Annotated in this window: 20 protein-coding genes; 6 read left to right on the forward strand and 14 right to left on the reverse strand. The window is 42.1% G+C overall.

Going from position 1 to position 24,440, the window contains the following annotated elements; all coding sequences use genetic code 11:
• Positions 1 to 113 precede the first annotated feature (113 nt).
• The 5 genes from HUE98_RS14740 to HUE98_RS14760 all read right to left on the reverse strand — a co-directional run bounded on the left by HUE98_RS14740 (position 114) and on the right by HUE98_RS14760 (position 3,807).
• Positions 114 to 395 carry a hypothetical protein gene (locus tag HUE98_RS14740; RefSeq protein ID WP_241421369.1) on the reverse strand — a complete coding sequence of 94 codons (282 nt, stop codon included), beginning with the start codon at positions 393 to 395 and terminating at the stop codon, positions 114 to 116.
• A gap of 233 nt (positions 396 to 628) precedes the next feature.
• Positions 629 to 1,777, reverse strand: a complete 1,149-nt coding sequence (spoIIP, locus tag HUE98_RS14745) for a stage II sporulation protein P (protein ID WP_241421370.1) — start codon at positions 1,775 to 1,777, stop codon at positions 629 to 631.
• A 137-nt stretch (positions 1,778 to 1,914) separates the two neighbouring features.
• Positions 1,915 to 2,916, reverse strand: a complete 1,002-nt coding sequence (gene gpr / locus HUE98_RS14750) for a GPR endopeptidase (RefSeq protein WP_241421371.1) — start codon at positions 2,914 to 2,916, stop codon at positions 1,915 to 1,917.
• 99 nt (positions 2,917 to 3,015) lie between these two features.
• Entirely contained in the window at positions 3,016 to 3,342 is a 327-nt protein-coding gene (locus tag HUE98_RS14755) for a phage holin family protein (RefSeq protein ID WP_241421372.1), read from the reverse strand.
• A gap of 156 nt (positions 3,343 to 3,498) precedes the next feature.
• Positions 3,499 to 3,807, reverse strand: coding sequence for a 4Fe-4S dicluster domain-containing protein (locus tag HUE98_RS14760; RefSeq protein ID WP_241421373.1), 309 nt, complete (start codon positions 3,805 to 3,807; stop codon positions 3,499 to 3,501).
• A gap of 328 nt (positions 3,808 to 4,135) precedes the next feature.
• On the opposite strand from HUE98_RS14760, the gene rpsT reads away from it, so the two are divergent.
• The 3 genes from rpsT to HUE98_RS14775 all read left to right on the forward strand — a co-directional run bounded on the left by rpsT (position 4,136) and on the right by HUE98_RS14775 (position 6,942).
• Positions 4,136 to 4,405 carry a 30S ribosomal protein S20 gene (gene rpsT, locus HUE98_RS14765; protein ID WP_241421374.1) on the forward strand — a complete coding sequence of 90 codons (270 nt, stop codon included), beginning with the start codon at positions 4,136 to 4,138 and terminating at the stop codon, positions 4,403 to 4,405.
• Between the two features lie 101 nt (positions 4,406 to 4,506).
• The gene (locus HUE98_RS14770) at positions 4,507 to 6,147 is read left to right on the forward strand and encodes an NAD+ synthase (protein WP_241421375.1); all 1,641 of its coding nucleotides are present in this window, start codon (positions 4,507 to 4,509) and stop codon (positions 6,145 to 6,147) included.
• Positions 6,148 to 6,162: 15 nt separating this feature from the next.
• Complete coding sequence (locus HUE98_RS14775) at positions 6,163 to 6,942, forward strand: alpha/beta hydrolase (RefSeq protein WP_241421376.1); 780 nt, start codon at positions 6,163 to 6,165, stop codon at positions 6,940 to 6,942.
• Between the two features lie 37 nt (positions 6,943 to 6,979).
• Here HUE98_RS14775 and HUE98_RS14780 read toward each other — a convergent pair whose 3' ends face one another.
• The 4 genes from HUE98_RS14780 to HUE98_RS14795 form a co-directional block, all read right to left on the reverse strand.
• A complete protein-coding gene (locus tag HUE98_RS14780; RefSeq protein WP_241421377.1) occupies positions 6,980 to 7,132 on the reverse strand; it encodes a hypothetical protein in 153 nt (50 codons plus the stop codon).
• Between the two features lie 190 nt (positions 7,133 to 7,322).
• On the reverse strand, positions 7,323 to 9,311 hold the full coding sequence (gene feoB / locus HUE98_RS14785) for a ferrous iron transport protein B (RefSeq protein WP_241421378.1): 1,989 nt from the start codon (positions 9,309 to 9,311) through the stop codon (positions 7,323 to 7,325).
• A gap of 92 nt (positions 9,312 to 9,403) precedes the next feature.
• Entirely contained in the window at positions 9,404 to 9,628 is a 225-nt protein-coding gene (locus tag HUE98_RS14790) for a FeoA family protein (RefSeq protein WP_241421379.1), read from the reverse strand.
• A gap of 283 nt (positions 9,629 to 9,911) precedes the next feature.
• On the reverse strand, positions 9,912 to 11,033 hold the full coding sequence (locus HUE98_RS14795; RefSeq protein ID WP_241421380.1) for a YibE/F family protein: 1,122 nt from the start codon (positions 11,031 to 11,033) through the stop codon (positions 9,912 to 9,914).
• A 337-nt stretch (positions 11,034 to 11,370) separates the two neighbouring features.
• Between HUE98_RS14795 and holA the strand changes: the two genes are divergently transcribed.
• A complete protein-coding gene (gene holA / locus HUE98_RS14800; RefSeq protein ID WP_241421381.1) occupies positions 11,371 to 12,372 on the forward strand; it encodes a DNA polymerase III subunit delta in 1,002 nt (333 codons plus the stop codon).
• A 130-nt stretch (positions 12,373 to 12,502) separates the two neighbouring features.
• Here the strand turns inward: holA and HUE98_RS14805 are convergent, their stop codons facing one another.
• Genes HUE98_RS14805 through galT form a run of 3 tightly spaced genes read right to left on the reverse strand, consistent with a single transcriptional unit; the run spans position 12,503 to position 17,313 of the window.
• A complete protein-coding gene (locus HUE98_RS14805) occupies positions 12,503 to 14,200 on the reverse strand; it encodes a glycoside hydrolase family 57 protein (protein WP_241421382.1) in 1,698 nt (565 codons plus the stop codon).
• Positions 14,201 to 14,218: 18 nt separating this feature from the next.
• Positions 14,219 to 16,312: an alpha-amylase/4-alpha-glucanotransferase domain-containing protein gene (locus tag HUE98_RS14810; RefSeq protein ID WP_241421383.1), complete on the reverse strand. Its 2,094-nt coding sequence runs from the start codon at positions 16,310 to 16,312 to the stop codon at positions 14,219 to 14,221.
• Positions 16,312 to 17,313 (reverse strand): galactose-1-phosphate uridylyltransferase, encoded by a 1,002-nt coding sequence (gene galT, locus HUE98_RS14815; RefSeq protein ID WP_241421384.1) that lies wholly within the window; start codon positions 17,311 to 17,313, stop codon positions 16,312 to 16,314. Before galT ends, HUE98_RS14810 begins: the two co-directional genes overlap by 1 nt.
• A gap of 437 nt (positions 17,314 to 17,750) precedes the next feature.
• On the opposite strand from galT, the gene HUE98_RS14820 reads away from it, so the two are divergent.
• Entirely contained in the window at positions 17,751 to 18,311 is a 561-nt protein-coding gene (locus HUE98_RS14820) for a DUF4912 domain-containing protein (RefSeq protein WP_241421385.1), read from the forward strand.
• A gap of 84 nt (positions 18,312 to 18,395) precedes the next feature.
• Positions 18,396 to 20,027 carry a glycoside hydrolase family 57 protein gene (locus HUE98_RS14825; protein WP_241421386.1) on the forward strand — a complete coding sequence of 544 codons (1,632 nt, stop codon included), beginning with the start codon at positions 18,396 to 18,398 and terminating at the stop codon, positions 20,025 to 20,027.
• A 270-nt stretch (positions 20,028 to 20,297) separates the two neighbouring features.
• Here the strand turns inward: HUE98_RS14825 and HUE98_RS14830 are convergent, their stop codons facing one another.
• Together HUE98_RS14830 and HUE98_RS14835 are read right to left on the reverse strand one after the other, a co-directional pair.
• Positions 20,298 to 22,760, reverse strand: a complete 2,463-nt coding sequence (locus HUE98_RS14830; protein ID WP_241421387.1) for a sugar phosphate nucleotidyltransferase — start codon at positions 22,758 to 22,760, stop codon at positions 20,298 to 20,300.
• Between the two features lie 245 nt (positions 22,761 to 23,005).
• The gene (locus tag HUE98_RS14835) at positions 23,006 to 24,307 is read right to left on the reverse strand and encodes a glycosyltransferase family 4 protein (protein WP_318036564.1); all 1,302 of its coding nucleotides are present in this window, start codon (positions 24,305 to 24,307) and stop codon (positions 23,006 to 23,008) included.
• Between the last annotated feature and the right edge of the window lie 133 nt (positions 24,308 to 24,440).

The raw sequence follows: 24,440 nt of genomic DNA on the forward strand, positions 1-24,440 counted from the left end.
ATTTTGACCCTTATTTGTAGAATTTGTCTAATGCTATTGGCAAAAACCTCGAAAAGTTAATGGAACCTTAACTTCTTGATAATATTTTTCAAATTAGTTTTTAAAAAGTGAAATTATATTTTTTCATGCAGATAAGTGGTATGTATGAGCACTCCGGGATAGAAGCAGGTTTTAAAGATGGCCGGCAGTGACAGCCTGACAGTTTCCCCGCCAAAGGTAAGCCGCAGTAATCCCCCCGTTTCTAAATCCAGAACAAATGACTGAAGAGGTGTTTCTATACCTGCCAGTTGATTTATATTTCTTTCCACCTGATTAAAAGCAAAATATAGAATTCCCAAAAACAAAAAAAGGGTTAAACCAATACTACAGTAATATTTGAAAAGACGTTTGCTCAAATTTTTCTATCCTTTCACAGCCTTCAGTTTAAACTGCCCGGCATTTTTTCTTTCCTTATTATAATATAAATATAACTATTAACAGGCCATTACAAAATAGTTTTACCCTTTCATAAAAAATTATTTATCCCTTTGTAGTTAAAATCTCTTTCTCTACCTTTCTAAATACAGACGAAAGAAAAGACAGGAGAGCCTTCCCCTGTCCTGCTGCCTGTATTATTTCTTACTGGAGATCACAGCTCTTTGAACAATTCACCTATAATTTCCGCCACATAACGCCCGGTTCTAAGGGCTTCCTCCAGGCTGTTCCTGTGGCCTCCGATTTCCAACAAAATAGCCTGGGGATGAACCTCCTGGTTGTAGGTGAAACGTCTTTCTGAAATTCCCCTGGAAAGCCCGGGGTAAAGTTCTTCACTCTTTTCATGAAAATTATAAGCAAATCCATAGTTCTGTTTCCATCTAGAGTGATCTGAACCCAGCACAATTAGAGTTTTCCCAACATCCTGCCCGTTAATTTGGGTTGTGGACACCTCCCGGCTGACTCCATCCCGGTGAAGGTCAATAACCATGGCAGCCTCCGGATACCTTTTAACCAGCTCTTTTACCGTTTCAATGGACTTGCTGTAGGCCTCGTTATGAGGGATATTATGTATTTCTTTGTTGTGGATTACTTTAATTCCGTAATCATTTTCAAGATATTGAATAATTTCTTCTGCCACCCGTACCACCGTTTGGCTTAAATCCGTTGTATAGTTCTGACCTGAGGTGGGAAAAAAGGATTCGGTAGTATGAGAATGGTAAATAATTACCAGAGGGCTTAACTCCTGTCCCAAAGAAGAATTCATCAAATGATCATTAGGATTTCCCTCCATTAGTTCTTCTTCCTGCTGAATTTTTTCCATCATAATGGAATCATCCTCCAGAGAATAGGATTCCGCCAAAAGAGAAACCATTTCCATGGAGGTTAACTGGGAATTGAGAAAAGTTTTTGGGTCATCGGGATTCACCCGGGTTAAGGCGTATAGTGTGGATTTTAGCATATTGTCATTATGGTTCTTGTCTGGCTTTAAAGCAATTTCGTCATCTTTAACCATGTCCATGTCCACACCATCAGTGTTTTCCAATTCAACCATCCCTGGTATATTTTGACTCAGTATATTTTTTAATACCTCCTGCTGCCAGGAAACATCCTTTATAGTGCTTTGAGCTGAACTAGAAACTGTCGAAACCCGGCTGACCATGTGGCTGCCCAATGCAAAAACTAAACCGGCAATTAAGATCAAAATTACTGCTGTTACCAGCCCGCTGTTTAAACCACCGCTGTATTCTCTTCTTTTGCTCCTTTTAGGCCTTACTTTTTTAAAATGTATTATTTTAGCCATGTAATCACCCTGCTTCATAAATTAATTGGTCTTTTCACTAAAAATTTTAAAGTGGAGTCCATATATACCTATTAAAAAACCCGGCCTCCTAGACCAGGTTTTTTTAAAAAGTTGATTAATTTATATTAAGTTTTTAACTAATGCATATATTTGGTTGATTCTTCCCTGTGAATTACAGGATGAAAGGCGGCATTTAACCCTCCGGAAACAATAATGGAAATATCATCGATGATAGTATCAATCTCTTTTGGAGTAACCATCAGGTTTTCATTATAGGGCTCCAGCACCTCTTTTATCAGTGCAAATCTTTCATCCCGCTCCATTCCTTCCAGCACATTAAATATTTTACTTCCCTCGGGATTTTGTTTGATGAGTTTGTCAACTGCCCGATCGATGGTATCCAGAGTAATGGTAACTGCATCTACCACCGTAGGAACTCCCACGGCAATTACCGGGACTCCTAAAGTCTGCCGGTTAATTCCCATCCGCTTGTTGCCAACACCGGATCCGGGGTTAATGCCGGTATCGGCAATCTGAATAGTGGTATTAACTCTGGACATACTTCTAGAAGCCAGGGCATCAATAGCCAATACCAGGTCCGGCTTAATATTTTGTACTATGCCCAATATAATTTCACTGGTCTCTATGCCGGTGAGTCCTAAAACTCCTGGAGCTATGGCACATACCGAACGGTATCCATCCCCCAAAACCTCCGGGGTTAATGTCATCAGGTGTCGGGTAACCAGCAGATCCCTTACCACCCTGGGACCCAAAGCATCGGGAGTAACATTCCAGTTTCCAAGGCCCACCACCAGAATGTTCATTTCCTCCGTAAACTGCGCCATGTTATTCAATTCCCGGGTAAAGGTCTGACTAACCCTGTCCTGTAAAGGGATATCCCTTTTCCGCAGCCCAGGGACTTCCAGGGTAATATAGTTTCCAACCGCTTTACCGATTCTTTTCTGCCCTTCTTGATTTAGAACGGAAACCCTGTTCACAGCGATTCCATTATCTTCACTTCTATCTACTTTTACTCCAGGTATTTCCTCTTGAGGGCTGACGGCAACCATCTCTGCTGCTTCAATTGCCAAATCAGTGCGAAACCAACCCACCAAGTTTTCTACAGACCCATCTGCCATACATACACCCCTTCATTTTCAGGAGGTTCACCCCCCTTACTTATTACCCGCTGTTGGCACAAATCTTTTAAAGCATTTTACCACCTAATTACAACTGGACTATCTAAGTTCTGTAGGGACAAATGCGTCAATGATCCCGATGATCAATGCCGCCAGCAGAGCACCCAGGATAGATACTCTCATAGCAGGCACAATAAACTGTGCCACGTATATTACTACTGCCGCTGTAATAAATCCCACTACACCACGGTTTTGAGGAGATATCTTTTCTCCCATCAAGTTTTCGATAATAAAACCCAGAAGTGATATGACAATTGCTGCCAGTAAAGCCTCACCAAAACCTAACACAGCAAAGCCGGGAAGTAAGAATCCTACGAACATGATCACCAAGGCAGAAACAATAAATCGTATAATTAACCGAAACATTTTTTCACCTCCTGGTCATAATTTGTATAAACATTAAACATTATATATCTTAACCAACAGACATCTTATTATACGTTTCCACCTGCAAAAAAAGGAAGAGTCATGGGAAACCCTTCCTTTTTAAAAAAATTATCTTTTTTTTAATTTTTACTGTTATTATTCTACATTATCTTCCCTGGCTGTTCGGAGTTTACGGAAACAGCTGAGTCCCAATCCACCCAACGCAGCCATTATGGTCAAACCTCCCGCAGGGGAAGCAAAACTTGGCAGGCTCATGTTTCCAGCCAGGCTTGACTCATCGGGAAGTTCATAATCTGAAGGGTCGTAGTCCAACACCAGCAGGACACCTGTTCCCTCTGCACCATAAAGATTGGCCTGGTCCCTACCCTTATCAATCAGGGTGTTTACCCGGGACTCACCTTTAGAAATCAGCTCATCCCTGTCCCCAAAGGTGATAGCTCCCACGGGACAAGCTTCAGAGCAGTAGGTTTCATCGCCCTTAAGACCCCTTCAAAGCACAGGGAACATTTCTCAGCCTTACCCCTCTCAGAATAACTACTGGCAATATTCTTGTCAGTTATAATCTAGATTTATTTGCTGCTGTATTTTTGTTTAAAAAATAATGAATCTTAATAATTTTATAAATTTTAGTAACAAAATTTATGAATTTGAGTTATAAGTCAATTTTAGTTGCATTTTACTTATTAAAATGATAAAATAGCCTATGGTTTTATAAATAGAAATTTTAAATTTTTTATAATTAACATCATCTTTGGGGAAGGGAGGGAATTAGATGCCGAACACTAGAAGTGCAGCCAAAAGGGTAAAAACAAATTTAATACGGGCCAAGAGAAATAAGTCCGTTAAAACTGTGCTAAAAAGCAGTATTCGCCGTTTTCAGGAAGCCATAAACTCTGATAATGTAGAGGAGGCTAAAACAGCTTTAGTTAAAGCCTGCAAGGTTATCGATAAAGCTGTGGTACATGGAGTTATACACAAAAATAACGCCTCCCGCAAGAAATCCCGTTTAGCCAGAATGTTAAATAAAAAAATAGCTGTTTAGCATCAGTTCTTACATCAGAAAACTATTAGTAATTTGAACTATTATTTTAAAAAAAGAAGGCACAGTTAATGTGCTTCTTTTATTTTAAGGGGGATTAACCATTGAAAATTACCATGGCTCAGCTGAACCCCTTTGTGGGAGATATTGAAGGAAATTTATCTAAACTCATTCAGGTGTTAAGCCAGCAAGAAAATTCCGACCTGGTGGCAGTCCCAGAATTGTTCCTGGTGGGTTACCCTCCCCGGGATCTGCTGGAAAGATCCTGGTTCATTAAAAAAACCCATCAAGCTGTCCAAAAACTACAGGAAATATCTCTGCGCTTCCCTGAAACCGGAATACTGGTTGGCATCCCTTCCCCCGCCGGTCAGACCGGGAAAAAACTACACAACTCAGCTATTTTGGTATATCAGGGGACAGTCATATTCAGCCAGCACAAATCTCTAATGCCCACCTATGATGTATTTGACGAAGCTCGTTATTTTGAACCGGCTCCGGAAATTAACATAGCCTACTTTAAAGGGGAAAAACTGGGGATTTCAATCTGTGAAGACGCCTGGAATAAACCGGAACTGTGGCCTAGAGGAAGAATTTATGCCCTGGATCCCATAGAAATACTGGCACAAAAAGGTGCAACCCTGTTTGTTAATATTTCCGCTTCCCCCTTTTGTATCGGTAAAGAGGAAATAAGGTACCGCTTGATATCCAACCATTCCCAAAGGCACGGTATCCCTTTTATCTATATAAACCAGGTGGGGGGAAACGATGAATTGATTTTCGACGGCAGAAGCATGTGTTTTGATAAGAAGGGCCAGCCCATCACCATCCTGCCTTCCTTTGTGGAGCATATAGAAACTGTTGATACCTGCGCTCCAGGGACTCCAGGGCTTTACCGCCCCCAGGGAAAAATTGAATCCGCCTTTGATGCCCTGGTGCTGGGATTGAAGGATTACCTGCGCAAGTGCGGTTTTTCAAAAGCCATAGTAGGCCTTTCCGGCGGAATCGATTCTGCCGTTACCTGCTGCCTGGCCCAGGCAGCCTTGGGCCGGGAAAATGTCTTAGGCATCTCTATGCCCTCACCCTATTCCTCCCGGGGTAGTGTGGAGGATTCAAGAATACTGGCGGAAAATTTAGGAATTGATTTTAAAGAAATAGAGATTACACCAATCTACAAGGCCTACCTGAATACCCTAAATAAACATTTTGATGAAAAAAACACCGAAATAGGCGTAACGGAGGAAAATATACAGGCCAGAATTCGAGGCAATATCCTGATGGCCTTTTCTAATAAATACGGTCACCTGGTGTTATCTACGGGAAATAAAAGTGAAATCTCCGTAGGCTACTGTACCCTATATGGAGATATGAGCGGAGGCCTCAACCTCCTGGCCGATGTCCCCAAAACCCTGGTATATGAAATAGCCCGGTTCATCAACCGAAAAACTGAAATCATCCCTAAAGAAATCATGAATAAGCCACCTTCGGCAGAACTTAGGCCGGACCAGCTTGATCAAGATTCCCTTCCCCCTTACCCTATACTGGACAAAATACTTCATAATTATATAGATGAGCAGCTTTCTGTAGAAGAGTTAATAGCCTTGGGCTTTGACCGGGAAACGGTAATGTGGGTTACCCATACGGTAGATAAAAACGAATACAAGCGAAAACAGGCGGCCCCCGGATTAAAGGTAACCACCAAAGCCTTTGGAGTCGGACGAAGAATGCCCATCGCCGCAAAATATTAAAAAAGGAGGAAACTTATGAGCAGTTATAAATTTCTGGACACGCCACTGCTGCTGCAGTACCTTTTCTTCCCTCAGTCGGACTTCAGTCCCTGTCCTGAAAATTCCTTTGACCTGATGGTCCCTGTGGATGAAAAGGAAAATGTCGCCGTATCCTGCCGTTTTTATAGCGGAGACAAACACTGGCCCTGGATTTTATATTTCCATGGAAACGGAGAGGTAGTTAGTGACTATGATTATATCGCTCCCCTTTATCATCGGGAGAAACTAAACCTGGTAGTATCGGACTACCGGGGCTACGGGGCCAGCAGTGGGCGGCCCACCTTTCAAGCCCTGATAGAGGATTCTCATGATGTTTTAAAAAAAATACAGGAGGAACTTATCCATCGGGAATATTCGGATAGATTGTTCATCATGGGACGGTCTATGGGTAGTATCGCTGCCCTGGAACTGGCCCGGCAATACCCACTGGCCTTTAAAGGATTAATCATTGAAAGCGGTTTTATCTGCGTCACACGACTGATAAAACATCTGGGGCTTCCTTCTCAGGGCATGGACCTGGACTCGCTGGAAAAAGAATGCTTAGAAAAAGCTAAGGGTATCTCCATTCCTTCCCTGGTTATCCATGGGCAAAATGATAAACTGGTCCCTCTTCAGGAGGGAAAGGACCTGCATAATGAGCTGGACGGCTCCCAGAAAAAACTTCTGGTAATCCGTGAAGCTGATCATAATAATATTATGTTCATTAAACAGGAACAGTACTTTAAGGCGCTGCATAAATTCTGCTATACATGGTAAAAAAATAGTTAAAAAATAGTTTAAGAATAATTTGAAACTATGAACATTTTTCCTTGTTTTTCTCTTGCTTACAGCGGCTGCACCTGCCATCACAGGAGATGGCCAACCACTGAAAGCACCTGGGGCAGCGCAGTACTGCTTTTTCATTTTTATAACCACACTTGGGACAAACAAAGCTTTTATTATTCATATGGTAACCCTTCTTACTTTAATATTTTTAGATTCACTGCTGAAGCTTCAATTTCTCTCTCTTTCAATTCACAAATGAAAAGTTCCGGCCCCTTTCAAGTTTTCTAAAAAAAGGGGCCGGATGCTTTTAGGCTAATCATAGCCCTCACTTAGATGACATTAAATACCAGTACTGCTCTATCTACTATTTCCTATCTACCCAAAGGAATGGCCCCAACTTTTTGAGAGCCTCTGTACTTTAGCTTGCAAAGGGTGGAGAGAACCACTATGGTAACGCTGAAGGAAATCGCTGCTGCCATAATGCTTCCTGATTCACCCACAAAGGAGAACAATGTAATCAGCTGAGCCATAATACCTCCCACCAGGAAAGCAACAACCCAGGTTCCGGCCCACATCAGAAGAGCTTCTTTCTTGCTCCGTTCCTTAAAAATTATCAAGACCGAGGCAATACAGGGAACAAACAAAGTAATGGTTATTAAGGAAACCAGCACCTGAACGGGAGCCAAGGACATGGATGCCAGGCCGGCCGCTGCAAAATCCCTCCGGACTATACCCATGATAAAGGCAGTTGCTGCCCCAGCAGGCAGGTTCAACCAGCCTACCGTCAGTGGGGTCAGCCAAATCTGTACCCTTTCCAGAAGCCCGGAAAGACTTAGAGTGCTGATAAGCAGAGCTCCCACGGCAAACAGGGGAATCGCTTCCTTGATAAACTGGTAAGATTTGATCATAGTCTTTTTAAAAACATTGTCCACTCGAGGTATCCGTAAAGCAGGCAGATCGATCAACAGGTCGGTAGAATCCCCGGGAAGAAGAGCATGCAGGAAGCTTCCCACAGCTATGAATACCGCCAGGATTACCATCAAGTAAGCCAGGGCAAATTGATAGCCCAGGCCTGCCAGCATACCCACGATTACCCCCAGCTGGGCAGAGCAAGGAATGGTGAGCCCTAATAAAAAGATAGTGATTCTCTTTTCCCTCTCTGAACCCAAAAGCCTGGTTACAATCGTGCCCATGGTGACACAGCCTAAGCCCAGGATAAAGGGGATAACCGCTCTTCCATTCAAGCCAATCCCACTCAAAGCCCGGTCCACAAGAGTAGCAATCCTGGGAAGATAACCGGAATCCTCAAATAAGGACAGGAAAAAATAAAATCCTATTACCAGGGGAAGAAGAATACCGAACACATAGGTAACAGTCATAGTCAGCAGGCCAAACTCCCCTGCCAATATTTCAGAAAATACCGTTCCTTCCGGGATAAACCGGGAAAGAAAATTGGTCACTGCAGGACTGTAAATCTCTTCAAATACTACCTCCTCCATTAAATCCACTACCGTCTCCGCAATAAATACGCCGATCACCTGGTACATGGCCCAAAGGGCCAGCAGCAACAGAGGAATTCCGGTAACGGGACGAATCATCAATCGACCCAATTGAGCAGAGAGAGTTTTCTTAACCTGTTTTTCCTCCATAACTATTTGCACCACCTGGTTCACTCTACGGCGTCGTGCTAAATAAATGTCCTCCCTTAAATTATCCGGCTCCACTCCATGCCGTGCCGCGATGACCGGGTCTCCCTCCAGGATCAGCAGAGCCTCTCCTTCAGTCCCCACTCGATCCATATATTTGGTTATGATATTCTTTAGAACCGAAATACGTTTACCTTTTCGGGCCTCCGACAGCTTGTCCTTTATTTCTTCTAACCCCTTTTTCTTAACTGCTACAGTGGGAACAACCGGCACTCCCAATTCCTTCTCCAGCAGTTCAGCATTGACACCAAGGCCCCTTTTCTCCGCCTCATCCAACATATTTAAGGCAATAACTACGGGTATTCCTGTATCTATAATCTGCTGAGTTAAAAACAAATCTCGTTCCAGATGAACGGCATTAACTATGTTGATTACCAGATCTGCAGACAAAATAATGTCCCGAGCTATTTTTTCTTCGTCATTAAAGGAAGATATTCCGTAAACTCCGGGAGTATCCATAAGCACATCATTACCGAATTTACCATGAGATATTTCCAATGTAGTTCCCGGATAATTGGAAACATCGACGTACATCCCCGTAAAGTAATTGAAAAAAACTGATTTTCCCGAGTTGGGATTTCCCGCCAGGACAACTTTCTTTGCTCCAGCAGGTATATTAATGTCCAGAGTTAAATTATGATTATGGGATGCCATATTTGAATGCCTCCTTGTCTTGTTGTCCTTTTTTAATTTATGGAACACATAGATTACTGGGCTTATAATTTTCCTTAAAATAACATAATATTTTAATTTAATTCAGTAGTAATATCAATACTTTTACAGAGATTTCTTCCCAACGCAATTTCCTGCCTTTCCTTCCGCACAACAATAGGGCCGGCGGGAATTATTTCTTCACACATTAAAATTTCCCCTTCAGCAATACCAAACCTGATGGCCTGTGACCTGGTCATTTCATCAGGGATATAAACTACTTTAAAAGATTGTCCCTTTTTCACTTTATCCAATGTCAATTTAAAAACCTCCCTTTATTTTTCTAATTAATTAGCAATCTAGCAATCTAATAAGATTTTCAATCTAGCAAAAAACCCGAGAATGAGAGCTAATCTCATTCTCATTTATAAGAAGATTATACCCTCACCAATAACACTCTGTCAATATATATTTAAATTATCTCCCTTGATAACTTCATGCGTATAATACAAATATACAGTTAAAATGTGAGCTACTAATATGGAAAATATCATAACAGAAAAAACCCCAAAGAGAGATCTCCCCGGGGTTATAATTTATCTATTATTTCAGACGGTAAAGCCAGGCGGCCATTATGGCGGTAACTGGAACTGTGACCACCAGACCGATACTGCCGGCTATACTTCTCACAATTTCTGTAGCTATTAGATCTAAGTTTGCTATTTTAATCCAGGACATCTCATAACCCATCAAAAGCAATAACAGAGGAGTAGCGCTCCCAACATAGGCCAAAATTAAAGTATTAGCCATGGTGCCCATAATATCCCGCCCGATATTCATCCCCGATACCAGCAGGGAATAAGAACTCAACCCCGGGCTATTCTCCTTTAATTCAGAAATCGCCGAAGAGATAGAAATTCCAACATCGGTCACCGCCCCCAGGCAGCCGATTATGATCCCTGCAAACAGAAGGCCTTGGATATCTATGGTAGCATGGTCCATAAACATAAGCATCTGGGCTTCTTCACTGCTGAAACCCGTCAATAGGGCCAGTTTTCCCGTCCAAAGAGCCAATAAGCCGGCAACGGTTACACCACTTATGGTGCCTACCACTGCAGCCAGGGTTTTCTTTCCCCAACCTCCTACCATGAATAAGGTAAACACCGCAGTAATGCTGGCAGAAATCACCGAAACCAGGATAGGATTATAACCCCTTAAAATCAGGGGCAGCATAACCATAATAATAATAACCCCCGTAAAAGCTAAGGCAATCAGGGTTTTCAGTCCTTTTAAACCCCCAATCAGCAGCAGCAGCACAATAAAAAAGGCAATTAAGTAATAAATATACTTGTCCCTTACTACCTCTTGAAAATAAACCATCTGAATGCTTCCTTCTTCCATCTCTGCCAATAGAAGGATATCCTGTCCCTCCTCCAGGTAAACATCGAAGTAAGGATGGCCCATAAGGACATTCTCAATAGTAAAAACCTGCCCCCTGTATTCCCCTGAAGTAACCTTAACTTCTACCGATTGTTCCATGGTAATATAATCGGCAGTAGGGACAATGTCTGTAACTGCAGTTACTCTACCCCTTAAAACCAATTCTTCATAAGAATCATATTGCTTATATTGCTCATCTGAATATACTGCCTGGCTGTATCCTAATAGTAAAAGAAACACCAGGCTGAATACCAATATGTACCTTTTTTTGCCCGGACTAAACATACCCCACACCCTTTCTAAAAATTTACACAATCCTCTTCATTATAATCAGGCTTCCTTTTGCAGTCAACATCAATGCTCCCGTGCTTTGAGCTGTTCAGCCCTTAGATTCGCTCACGGAGACGCTCCAACAGTCACCTGCCTTACTATTTCTATACCTCAATCCTTGCACTTATGATAAAATGAACTAAACGTTGATAAATACTCCTGCTTTATTTTTATCCTGCCTGGGAGTTATGGCAGAACAAAGATTAAAAGTAAACAAACACAGTCTTTTTAATTTGACGGTAGAAAAGTTAAGTTATGACTGAACAAAGGTTAGAAAGGAACAGTTTAAAAAATGGATGCAGCACAAGCATTGAGGGAAATAAAAAAAGACAGCATTTTTTCCTGCTACCTCCTGTATGGTGAAGAAAAATACCTGAAGAAAAAAATCCTGGAAGCCCTTCAAGCAAAACTTTTGGACAATGAAATGCTGTCCTTCAACTATGATATATACAATGGGAAAAAAAGCACTATTTTTGAGATCATTTCTCGGGCTGAATCTCCCCCGGTGTTAAGTGAAAACCGTCTGCTGGTAATCAGCGATTCACCTTATTTCTTTGAACCCCTAAAGGATAGAGAAGCCGAGGCTTTAAAGAATTATCTAGAAAAGCCGGTAACCTTTACCTGTCTGGTGTTTATGTGCCCCACTATTGACCGGAGAAAAAAACTTACTAAAATCATGCTGAAAAATAATTGGGCTATTTCTTGTGAACCGATAAAAGGTAATAGTCTGAACATGTGGATAAGAAAGAGATTCCAGCAAGAGAATAAAGTAATGGAGCCGGAGGCCCAAAAGCTTCTGATTCAAAGGGCGGGGCCAAACCTGGAGCGGCTTGAAAATGAGCTAAACAAATTGTTCTGTTATTTGGGAGAGGAAAAAGTCATGACCCGGGAAATGGTGGATCAACTGATTGTAGGCCAGATGGATGTAAATATATTTGAGCTGGTAGATTCCCTAGGCAGCCGAGATCAGAAAAAGGCCTTAATTCTACTTCAGGGAATTCTGAGGATGAATGAACACCCCTTAAAAATACTGACTATGGTTGCCCGGCAGTTCCGACTGTTACTTCAAGTAAAATACTGTCTGGAGGAGGGAATTCATCGTAAAGATATAGCCTCTCATCTCAAGCTGGCTCCTTTTATAGTGAATAAACTGCTGAGCCAAACAGAAAATTTTTCTATTGAGGAGTTAAGTCAGGCTCTAATCCTTGCTCATGAAACTGATTTAAAAATAAAAACCGGCAGGCAGGACCCTTATGAAGCCATGGATCTTCTGCTGGCCGATTTAATGAACTGATTTTTTAAATGAAGACTCTTAGAAAAAGGCTGCTTATTTTGAACTACACCGCTAAGCCAGGGGACGTTTCCCAAAGCTTTTGTAAATAAATGGGTTGTCAGAAGAACCGTCTCCTTGACAACTTGACATGCTAGGCCATAGCTGTAGGCCCGGCCAGGGGATCATGTTTCCATTCCCTTTCCTCCTGGGGTGCCTCCAGCACCGGCCTTTTCAGGTATTCGGGAACCTCCATCCCCAGCACCTTATAAACGTTCATCAGGTGTTTTCTAAATAGAGCTTCAAAGGGAGCTGCCAAATAATAGGAGGTGCTGTCAACCCACCAGGGGAAATCACTACCCTCGGCCATAAACAAACTCTCCCTGGCTTTCTGAATTATTTCAGGTTTTTCCCCCGCATCTACTCTTTTTTGAAAATCCTTGCGGGTTTTAGTCAGGTAATCCCACATCACATTTTTATTTCGGGTACCGATCCACCGGGCCAGACTGTGGTGAACCCAGGAACCGGTGAAAAGATAATTTAATTTTTGGCTGGGTGGATTATCCTCCAGATAAGTATTTACCGTTACAGTGTTCAACAGCTGGTCATCACTCAAACGACGGTATAACTGATGCAGAAAATCTTTGCGATCCCCTGGATACCACTCCCAGGCATTCTCGCCATCCAGGGAAATGGTAACCAAGTAATTCCCTGGAGAATTATGCAGGTTTTCCCGAATCTTGTGCAGTCGATGCTGCAGGTCGTCTACGGCGTGTTGTACCGACATATGATGATAAGAAAAACCGATCTTATCAGACAAATAATGGTCTCTAAAAATCATGGAAATTTCACTGCCGTTGATATTTACTCGATAAGGTTGATATAGAACTTCGGGATTGGTCACATGGCCAAATTCATCCCGATGAATATCTAGACCTAAAGATTTTGACAGAATTTCTTCATCGGAAATAGTCCATCTAAAGCCCTGTTCCACCAGTTGAGTTATGGTCTCGGGACTGACCGCCTGCTCGGGGGGCCAAACACCATATGGTTTAAAGCCAAAATATTTTTCGTATTGCTGAATCGCTTTTTCTGTCTGTTCCCTGGCGTCCTGGGGATAGGCAAATTGTTTTGGCAGAGGCATATCAGGATTGGCCCTAAGAGCACTGTTGCTGTCAATGAGCAGTGGAAGAATAGGATGATAATAAGGGGTAGTTATAATTTCTATCTGCCGATTTTCCTGCAATTCCCGATGCTCAGGAATAATTTTCTGCAAAATATTCCACTGTTTAGCCAGCAAAGTAGTCTTATCCTCCTCCGTAAAACCGCTGCCCTTTTCCTGAAGGCCCCTTAAAAATAGGTCCTTTTCCCTGATTTCCAAATCAATCCAAACCAGATTAAACCAGACCTGCAAATCCAGGTAATCCTGAGTGCTGAACTTATCAATCACACCTTCCAGACTTACAGGTTCCCTTTTTCTTCCCTGCTTATTCAGCAGTTGTTGATAACGGGGATAAAGAGCCACCACCCGGTCCCAGTGAATATCAAAATAATGCTGCAGCAGAAAACTCTTTTCCCGGCTGCTTAAAGCCCTGGCAGGCTTCATCACCAACATGTAGTAGTCAACAGCCTCCCCCTCCAGATAATCCTCAATTTGTTCAATCAAAGCCGGAGTCAGGTTAAATGTAGCCCGTATGGTAGGATATTCCCTGAGAATAGCCACCATCTGATAGTAATTTTTGCAGCCGTGGAGTCTTACCCAGGGCATAATATATTCATTTTTAACAGTATCCTTATAATAAGGTTGGTGCTGATTCCAGACAAAGGCTATATTTAACGGCTTTTCAGACATAATAATAGGTTCACATCCTTAGGCATTTTTAATATCTTTTCTAATCTCTACTTCCCACTCTTCCCCGGGCATAAGTTCTAAGTCCCAATAAGGAAACATCACTGAACTTTGGTAAACTCGTTCTATACCCTCCTCAGACTGGGATACTGTTTCGATAGGGAGCCGCCAAACTCCTGCCGGTCGGTTGAAGTTTAAAGACAGATCGATGTTCAGCCAGTGATCTTTGATCCCTATTTTGTTCGAATCCTGTAGCTCTCCGCTGCTGGCTAGATTGGGATCCTCAATTTCCCCTTGATCCCCATAATAGTACCGGTCATCAGCATAACCTGCCAGAAAGGAGTAATTGAACTCAACTCCAAACTTGGTGTGGATGGGGTTTTTCCCTGGATTCTTTAACTTGTATTTAATGTCCAGGCCGGAAACTTTTGGATTTATGGTTATTACCTTCTCCAGGGTTAAAGGTTTTTTAGTATCCTCCTGTTCTATAAAACCCTCCCTACTCAAAGCTATCCTAATGTCTTTATTATCTTTACGCACTTCTACCTGGTATGGTTCCATAATAAAATTACCTAATTCCACGTGTTTCAATTCTTTAAAGTTATCCAGGGTCTCCTGAGGATAAAAAAAGTGGTCCAGAAGAGAGCTTCTTTGGTAATTATCGTAAACTAAGTATTTTTCCAGGCCTTTTTCTTTGACCCTAACAATATCATGAATGGTCTTGGTCCCGCCTCCGCTGTTTTCCTCCTTTACCACAGCTTCACCCTTGACCTCACAATCCTTTCCCTCCTCTAACATTTCAAAGATTCTCTGGTGATAGCTTTCCGGCTGACGGCTTAGTGTGTCCATTAGGTTGAAAGCAGAGGGTTTATAATCCAGGCCATATATAGCCCCACCCTTGGAGGGGTCAATGTAAACTCCCAAATCCTTAGTATTAACTACTACTTCATCTCTTCCATCATACAGAAAATCTTTTTCCTCTACCTCAGCCCAGTCTTCCTGGGGATGAAGCTGTTCCTCCGCCAGAATCTGAGCTTTAATCAGCGAATTATATATGGCGGAGCGCAAAAAATTCAGATAGAGCCCACCAAAGACTCCATGCCAGTAACCACAGTTGCACTGTGAGGCCCACAGATTGTCAATGGCCTGATTCCTAAGCATGGGATCTGTAATACGGTACACTTTTTCCCGGGTGGCCAGCATCCTCTTATGCATACGGTTGCTTTCCGGATACTTAACCATAAAATTTCGCCAAAAACCTCCAGACCATTCCATCATCTCCCGATAAGAACCGTTGGGAAGGTATATAACATTTTTTGCAGGGAAACTATCAATGTATTGACTGAAGGTCATAGTTTCAAGCCAGCTTGAGTTTTCCTTCAGCATTTCAAAAAAATGATTCAGCCAACCATCTTCATAAACCGATTTATAAGTTTCGGGCCAGCTTCCGAATTTTTCCCCGTCATCTGCCAGTACCATAACCCGATCCCCCTCGTCGGTGGCCATCTCTCTTAGATAATCAATAGTTTTTTCTGGGCTCTTAAAGGGAATTAGATAGCGCAGCTCTTCACTAATAGGAAATATCTTCAATTCCCGTCCTTGTTCCTCCGTAATATAGTAACCGGTACAATCCTCCGTAGTAAGTCCTACCCCTTTAAAATGAGCATCATCTACAACCACATACTCAATTCCTGCCTCCGCAATGGGTTTAGCCAGATAAGGTTCCCAAATTCTTTCTGCCAGCCAAATCCCCTTCACTTCTGTTCCCAGATGAAGCCTCACAAAGTCTGACATCTTCTTAATTTGACCCAGCTTATCCTCGTCAGGGATAATAGAGAGAATAGGTTCAAAAAAACCTCCCCCCATTATTTCTACCTGTCCTCGGGCAGCCAGGTCACGAATTAGCTCTAAAAAGTTCGGCTTTTCTTTTAAGAACCATTCCAGCAGAATGCCCGTATAATGCAGGGTCACCTTAATTTCCGGATGCTGCCGAAGTTCCCTAATAAAGGGTTCGTAGGCCTTTTCAAAGGCCTCCTCAAAAACATGGGACAGATTTCCTACAGGCTGGTGATTGTGAAGGCCAAAAATAAAATTAATTTTTTTATCCATTGTCATTAATGTCCTTTCCTCATAAATTCTGCCGAAGCCTCTGGGTTGGAAATATTGATAAACATCCCTGCCCCCAATTCAAATCCGGCTGACGTAGTTAGCTTTGGTACCACTTCAAAGTGCCAGTGATAATCAGGAATTTCCTTATAACCTGTGGGAGAGGTGTGCAGATAATAATTATAGGGAGGGTCATTTAAATATTCCCACAACCTGGAGAGCACTTCCTGTAGAATATCCGCCAGGCTCTGCCTTTCCCCCATGGTTATTTCAGAAAAAGAAGATTGGTGCCGTTTGGGTATTATCCAGGTTTCAAAGGGAAGCCTGGCGGCGTAGGGGATAAAAGCTATAAAATCCTGGTTTTCCGTAATAATTCTGTCTTTTCTCTCCAGTTCCTCCTCTATAATATTACAGTAAACACAACGTTTTTCTTGAAAGTAATATTTCCTGGCCTCCTCCATTTCCTGTTTTATAGAGGGAGGCAGGACAGGAAGAGCCATTAACTGGGAATGAGGGTGTTCTATGGAAGCACCTGCTTCTTTGCCGTGATTTCTAAAAATTTGAATATATTTTACATCGTTATTTTTTTCCAGTTCCAAAAACCTGTGATAATAACTGTCTATAATTTTTTTAACATGTTCTACCGGCAATTTCCCAGGGCTATTGTTATGATCAGGGGTTTCAATAATCACCTCGTGGACTCCTTTAGCTCCCATGAATTCAAAAAGTCCCTGTTTCTCCCATTGTTGATTCTCATTGAAAGAAAGAGCGGGAAATTTATTGGGGATTACCCGGACGTCCCAACCCGGTTCATCCGGAGCGGAGGTATTATTTCGAATGGCCAACACCTCAGCAGGGGTCGTATGTTCACCACCGTAACAGAAGGGGCAGTTCTCTATTTTATCAATCTTCTTTGTTCTTTCCAGAGTGAAAGTTTCCGGCCGTTTTGCCCGTTCCGTAGCAATGATTACCCAGCTGCCCGAGACAATGTCCTTCCTTATTTCAGGCATATTGTTTCCTCCTTACGATGTATGCAGTTATAATAATCCGGATAAACAGCCGCCCGATTCTCTCTTCTTCTATACATATACATAATAGTAAAAACTAAAAAAAATAACTCTTTTAAGCTGCCAAACTAATACACAAAAAAATTGATAATAACAATATTATACCTTTAATCCCAATTTTTTAGTTGAAATTATAAATAAAATCAGGTTTATCTTCCCCTTTTCAACAATTTTTATGCGACTGCCGCACCTTAGAAAGTAATTTACCCAACAAAAATAATTACTTCATTATTATAGAAAGAAGGAGAAAGATTGCAATTGGAATATTTATAAGTAAAATAAATTGCAATAATTCAAACATTGAAAAATAAAACAAGAATGTTTGGGTATAATACTAAATGTTATTTTATGAAAATGGAAAATTGTTGGAGGTTAAAAACGTGCACGAACTTTACAGAGATAATCTAAACGCTGGTTATCATCTGCCTCTACACTATGGAGAAGACCGTATGATTTTGATGCTGCGGGATCCTTACTGGTTATTCTCTTATTGGGAAATTACTGGAGGCACACAAAATTACTACCGTCAAAAATATCACCAGTCAGGATGGGACAACAGCACTCCCATAATTCGAGTATACAGGTTTCCTGTAGGGTTAGAACCTTTAGACCAGCCGGAAATAACCTTTGATATTGAACTTTCACATAACATTAACAGCTGGCATATAAATGTAGGCATGCCCAACCGGAGATACTACGCAGAAATAGGTAGGAAACTGCCAGGAGGGGAATATATTCCCATCCTCTGTTCTAATTCTGTTAATACCCCCCGGGATTCAGAAAGCGATATCATTGATGAAAAATGGCGCCTCTTCAGCCTGCAGCAGAGAATATACCGCAGAATGACCATGTATCACCTGAGCTCAGCTGAACTGCAGAGTAAGGGAATTGATCCGGAAGAGTTTGAAACCTGTAATGACTCCCACATTAAGATCATATAAAAAGTAAAATTTCAAAATTAAACTTCGAGCAAGCCTGACAAAGCTAAAATGCAGGCTGGAAGTAAGCCGAAAGGACGTGTTTATATGCCCAAAGGATATCTTTGTCTGGTGCTGCATGCTCACCTGCCCTATGTCCGTCACCCGGAATATGAATATTCCCTAGAGGAAAAATGGCTTTATGAAGCCATTACTGAAACTTATTTGCCTTTAATTAAAGTCTTCGACAAACTAATCGAAGACCAGATTGATTTTAGGATTACCCTTTCCCTTTCTCCCACACTGGTTGGGATGCTCTCAGATGATTTCCTCCAAGAGAGATATGTCCGCCACCTGGAAAAGCTTATGGAGCTGGCAGAAAAAGAAGTACAGCGGACGAGGGATAAACCCTCTTTTCATCACCTGGCAAAGATGTATCAGGACCAGTTTTCTGAAAGTTACTATTTATTTAAAGAACGTTACAATAAAAATTTGCTGCAGGCCTTCCGAAAGTTTCAAGATGCTGGTAAGGTAGAACTTATAACCTGTGCCGCTACCCACGGATATTTCCCTCTGATTGGCCTGCAGAGAGAAAGTTTATATGCCCAGGTGGTTACCGCCGTGGACCAGCATACTAAAATCTTCGGAAAAGCCCCCAAGGGATTTTGGCTTCCTGAATGCGCCTACAACCCTGGGGATGAAGAAATACTGAGAGACTCAGGTATAAAATACTTTTTCACAGACTCTCACGGCGCAGCCTATGCAACCCCCAAACCTAAATACGGTGTTTATACCCCTATTCTCACACCTTCAGATACTGCTGTATTTGCCCGTGACCCGGAATCAACCAAGCAGGTCTGGAGCCGAACTGAAGGGTACCCTGGGGACTATTACTATCGTGATTTTTACAGGGATATCGGTTACGATTTAGATTTCGATTATGTAAAACCTTACATTCATCCAGACGGTATTCGCATCCATACAGGTATTAAATACTACCGTATTACCGGCAATACCGATCATAAAGAACCTTACAGTCCGGATATAGCCAGAGAAAAAACAGCAGAACATGCAGGAAACTTTATGTTTAACCGGGAAAAACAGGTGGAATGGCTGTCCAGCCTGGTAGATCCGCCTCCCATTATTGTAGCTCCCTATGATGCTGAACTATTCGGGCATTGGTGGTATGAAGGGCCCAGATGGCTTGATTACCTGATGAGAAAGATGGCTTATGATCAGGATACAGTAAAAAACATCACGCCCAGCGAATATCTTGAATTAAATCAAACTCTACAGATTTCTACTCCCTCTGCCTCCAGTTGGGGAAACAAAGGCTACCATGAAGTGTGGCTTAACCGAACCAATGACTGGACCTACTCCCATCTTCATAAGGCGGGGGCGAGAATGGTTGAGCTGGCGGATCGTTTTCCTAACGCCGAAGGGAATCTAAAACAAGCTTTAAATCAGGCCGCCCGAGAGCTGCTGCTGGCTCAAAGCAGCGACTGGCAGTTTATTATGAACGCTGGAACTATGACTCAATATGCGGTAAACAGATTCAAAGACCATATCAGCCGCTTTACTAAGCTGTATGACGATATCTCTGAGAATCGAATAGACCCTGACTGGGTGAATCGGCTGTATGCTGCAGATAACATATTCCCCTGTCTTGACTATCGTATCTTCAGAAGTTTTGAAAACACAACTCTGGTGGAAAAGACAGCAGAACTATTGCGGGTATAGTTTTTAAAAATGAAGTGAACTCGTTTCAGCAAGCTTTAAAATCGGGGAAGCAGGTGGAGACTCTACTCCATCTAATTAACAGCCCCACCTACGCTAACGCTTAGAGGTGGGGATCTTATTAAAATGAAATAGAATAAATGATATGATATGAAAATGAAATAAAATGAATTTAATAATTAGGGACTAAAAAGGGAAGCTTTAGCTTCCCTTTTTAGTCCCCTGTTTTACTGTTTATGTGTTCTCCTTATTATTTGTTCTCCATTTACCTTTTTATGTGCTCTCCCTTTGTATCTCTTGAATTTTTCCCACATAGGTATCAGTTAGAACCTCTGATTTTTCTTCACTAATGCCTTCTCCAAAAACTTGATATAAAGGCTCCTCAGGATCTGGAAGCACCAGGACCCAACCTTCAGGATGGTGAATCTTCACTCCATCAATCAATTCTACCTCTTTTCCACGATTTTCTTCAATTAACTTCCTCATTACCTTGCCCTTAACTCCCCAGGGGCAGCTGGTTTTTTTATGAGAAAGATGAGAATCAGGTAACTGGCTGACAAGTTGTGAAAAAGATACCCCTTCCTGACTCATAAATTCTAAAATCTTCACCAGAGAGGCAGGAGCGTTATACTGAAGTGTAAACTGCAGGTGAAGATCCTTTTCATGAAGCTGCTCCATAAAATGCCTGGGAGAGGTTTTTGTCCGTAACACTTTCCCATTGAAATCCTCGGCCATCTTTTCAATAACTCCAGAGACAGTAACCGGTACAGCTACCACTCCACCATTTCTGCCTTTAAACAACATATAAGAGATTAAGGCGGTGAAATAATCTCCGGTAACTATCCTCCCCTTATCATCCATTAAAGATAATGTTTCTCCAGTAACATCCATGAATACAGCCATGTCAGTGTTGGCCTTTTTCATCTTTTCTAGAATATCTTTCCTTTCCCCCTTTAGTAGAGACAGAGAATAAGGCTCATCATTTTCAAAGGGTTGATAGACAGCTGTGTCTACTGCCAGTTCACTTAAAATTGGTGAAATAACCGAGTACACCAGGGGTTCTGGTTTAACCAGCAGAGTTCGCAGGGAATTTCTAATAATAACCTCTTGATCAATGTTTGCCAAAACATTTTCCCGGTATGTTTCCTCAAAACCTGCTTGAATTTCCATATCTCCAGTATCACTGCCGGGCATCCTTTTAAAGTCCTGGCTGTGATAAGACTGTTCAATCTTCTTTTCCAGCCCCTTGGGAATATTTAAACCTAAATCATCAAAAAGTTGGATATATACTTCCCCCTTCTCCCGGGGTGACCGATGGATATGAACTCCTCCCTTTGCCTTCTTTTCCTTAACAGAAAGCCTGGCCATAGGAGTTAAAAGATCGCCCAAATCTATAACTTCTGCGCCGGAGGCCATGAGTCCTGAAGCCACAGCGTGCTTCAACAGTCGGGATGCTTTCCAATCGTCTGAACTCAGGGTTACCACTGCCCCCTCCTTTAAAAGAACTCCAAATATATTTCCAACGGCCGCCGCCAGTTCGGGAGTAATTTCCAAATTTGCTTCTCCCCGAATCCCATTACTGCCAAAAAGGTTCTTTGAAACCCCCTGACCCCATATAAGGCTGTTGTACAGGGTTAAACCAGTTTCCACCGTTTTTTGGGGCCAAACTTTCACTCCGGGCTTGATCTGGCTGTGCTTTTCCAATGTACTTCCTTCTCCGATGACTGCCCCTTCAAAAATTTGTACTCCTTCCTTTACATGAACCTGGCTTGAGACCACCGCTCCCCGAAGGGCAGATTTTTTCCCCAAATAACTATTCTGCCAGCAGACACTGCGTTTAATAGATGATTCCTTTTCAATGGTGGTTCCCATACCAATAACGGAATACTCTTTTACTTCGGCTCCGGGACCAATTATACATCCATCACCAATGACAACCGGCGGGACCAGATCAGCCTCCGGGGATATTTTTGCCCCGGAACCAACCCAAACCCCTTTTTTCTGTTCTGTTCCATCAATCTCCAGGGTTACCATACCCTCCAGCACATCAAAATGTGCATGAAGATACTGCCGGAGGTTGCCCACATCACACCAGTAACCCGGAGCTATATAACCATAGAGGGGATCCTTATTCTCTAATAATTTAGGAAAGAGGTCCTTACTAAAATCAAATTTTACTCCCGGTTCAAAATAATCCAATACCTCCGGTTCCAAAATATAAATCCCTGTGTTTACAGTATCACTGAAAACTTCACCCCAGCTGGGCTTTTCTAAAAACTGAGATATCCTTCCGTCCTTTTCAGTGATTACTACTCCATATTCCAGGGGTGTCTCTACGGAGGTAAGCACAATAGTTGCCATAGATCCTTTTTCCTGGTGGAATTTTACTGCTCTGGTCAGATCAATATCAGTTAAAGCATCTCCACTGATTACAAGAAAAGTTTCGTCTAAAAAAGATGAAGCATTCTTAACACTACCTGCTGTGCCCAGGGGAATTTCTTCAACAAAATACTGTAAATTAACTCCCCAACCGGTACCATCCTGGAAAAAATCTTTAATAGCTTCCGGCATATACTGAAGTGTGACGGCTATATCCTGGAAATCATGCTTTTTTAACAGCCTGATTATATGCTCCATCATGGGTTTGTTCATAATAGGAACCATGGGTTTAGGACGGTCACAGGTTAGTGGTCTAAGCCTGGCTCCTTCCCCCCCAGCCATTATTACAGCTTTCAAAAAATCATCCCTTTCTTTTTCCGTTGTTTACTTAAAACTATTATTTCCATTAAAGCCGGCCTTAAAACTTTGAAAAAAGTGCCATATTCTTAAAAGTCATAAAAATAATCCCCGGCAATATTTCTCTCCAGGGGTTATTTTTATGACTTTATGCTGACAATTTCATCAGCATTTGATAAACTGCAGACTAAAATTACTTGGGTTTATTTTACTAAATTCATAATTAATCTGCATTATCTAAAAACTTAATGTTTTCTCAAATTTAAACCCGGAGGACTTGCGTGTACAGCATATTCTTCCTGCTTCCCCTGCTGAATGCTTAAGGATTGCAGCATAGTTTTGTATAGCTCTTCGTTTTCAGCGCTCCAGGGGCTTTGACGGTAATAGTCTAGAACTTCCTCATATACCGTAACAGTTTTTCGCGCAATTCCCATCCAACTAAAATGATCCGTAACCTTTCGGTATGCTGTTTGACTGAGCCGTTTGGCTGTCTTCTCATCCATAAGAACCTTTAAAATATTATCTGCCAGGGAGATGGGGTTCTCTACAAAAGCCTTCAGACCATCCACGTTGTGTTCAATAATTTCGGAAAGACCCCCTGTGTCTGATACTATTACAGGAGTTCGGGTAGCCATCCCCTCTAAAGCCACAATACCGAAGGGTTCATACAGACTGGGGAAAACGGCTGCATCCGAAGAAGCATACAGTAAATTGCGGGTATCGTCATCCACATAACCTGTAAAAATCACCCGTTCCGCGATACCCAGATCCAGAGCTTTATTCCTTAAATCATTCATCATAGGACCCTTTCCGGCAATCACAAATTTGGTCTTAGGATGATAGTTCAAGATTTGAGGTGCTGCCTCCAACAGAACCTGAACTCCCTTTTCCTTTACCAATCTTCCCACAAAGAATACTATCTTTTCTTCAGGGGAGGCAAACTGATTTCTGAAAGATTTGACTGCCTCTTTAGATACATTGGCCTGATAGTTTTCTATGTCCACTCCATTATATATTACAGAAATTTTATCCTTGGGCAGGCCAAAAATATTCTTTAATTCTTTTTCCATATAGCTGCTGCAGCATATTACCTTCCAGGCTTCAAAGCCAAGCCACCATTCTACATCACTAATATATCTCTGATCATCATTATGGAGGCCGTTGTTCCTGCCGTACTCTGTTGCATGTATGGTTGCAATCAAAGGCACCTTATAAATATGTTTTAAAGCTCTTCCGGCATAGGCTACCAGCCAGTCATGAGCGTGAACCAGGTCATACTGCTCTGTGTTGAATAGGGATACAGCTACTTCAAGCATGGATATGTTCAGCTGAATAATCCAGGGGATAAAATGGGGAGTTGTTAGATCGTAGGGAGTCACCCGGTGTACCGTAATTCCTTTGACTTTTTCCACCGAGGGCAGTTGGTGGTCTCCCACCGTAATCAAATCAACTTCCTGCCCGGTCTCAACCAGTGCGGAAGTAAGGTCGTAAACATGTTGGGCCAGACCTCCAACAGATTTTGGAGGGTATTCCCAGGAGAACATCATTATTCTCACACTTTTCACCTCATATTTACTTTTTTTACGTTCTTTTATTTCTTTTTTTTAGGGCATAAGACCCCACCTCTAAGCGATAGCGTAGGTGGGGCTTTGAATCAGGTGGAGTAGAGTCTCCACCTGA

This window comes from Candidatus Contubernalis alkalaceticus (assembly GCF_022558445.1).
GTDB lineage: Bacteria > Bacillota > Dethiobacteria > SKNC01 > SKNC01 > Contubernalis > Contubernalis alkaliaceticus.

What these genes read in the sequence shown, in the direction of transcription:
- HUE98_RS14775 (WP_241421376.1), top strand. Translation starts at nt 6,163, where the DNA reads ATGAGCAGTTATAAATTTCTGGACACGCCACTGCTGCTGCAGTACCTT.
- HUE98_RS14795 (WP_241421380.1), bottom strand. Translation starts at nt 11,033, where the DNA reads ATGTTTAGTCCGGGCAAAAAAAGGTACATATTGGTATTCAGCCTGGTG.
- HUE98_RS14755 (WP_241421372.1), bottom strand. Translation starts at nt 3,342, where the DNA reads ATGTTTCGGTTAATTATACGATTTATTGTTTCTGCCTTGGTGATCATG.
- HUE98_RS14805 (WP_241421382.1), bottom strand. Translation starts at nt 14,200, where the DNA reads ATGTCTGAAAAGCCGTTAAATATAGCCTTTGTCTGGAATCAGCACCAA.
- galT (WP_241421384.1), bottom strand. Translation starts at nt 17,313, where the DNA reads ATGCCTGAAATAAGGAAGGACATTGTCTCGGGCAGCTGGGTAATCATT.
- holA (WP_241421381.1), top strand. Translation starts at nt 11,371, where the DNA reads ATGGATGCAGCACAAGCATTGAGGGAAATAAAAAAAGACAGCATTTTT.
- feoB (WP_241421378.1), bottom strand. Translation starts at nt 9,311, where the DNA reads ATGGCATCCCATAATCATAATTTAACTCTGGACATTAATATACCTGCT.
- HUE98_RS14835 (WP_318036564.1), bottom strand. Translation starts at nt 24,307, where the DNA reads ATGATGTTCTCCTGGGAATACCCTCCAAAATCTGTTGGAGGTCTGGCC.
- HUE98_RS14810 (WP_241421383.1), bottom strand. Translation starts at nt 16,312, where the DNA reads ATGACAATGGATAAAAAAATTAATTTTATTTTTGGCCTTCACAATCAC.
- HUE98_RS14825 (WP_241421386.1), top strand. Translation starts at nt 18,396, where the DNA reads ATGCCCAAAGGATATCTTTGTCTGGTGCTGCATGCTCACCTGCCCTAT.
- spoIIP (WP_241421370.1), bottom strand. Translation starts at nt 1,777, where the DNA reads ATGGCTAAAATAATACATTTTAAAAAAGTAAGGCCTAAAAGGAGCAAA.
- gpr (WP_241421371.1), bottom strand. Translation starts at nt 2,916, where the DNA reads ATGGCAGATGGGTCTGTAGAAAACTTGGTGGGTTGGTTTCGCACTGAT.
- rpsT (WP_241421374.1), top strand. Translation starts at nt 4,136, where the DNA reads ATGCCGAACACTAGAAGTGCAGCCAAAAGGGTAAAAACAAATTTAATA.
- HUE98_RS14780 (WP_241421377.1), bottom strand. Translation starts at nt 7,132, where the DNA reads ATGAATAATAAAAGCTTTGTTTGTCCCAAGTGTGGTTATAAAAATGAA.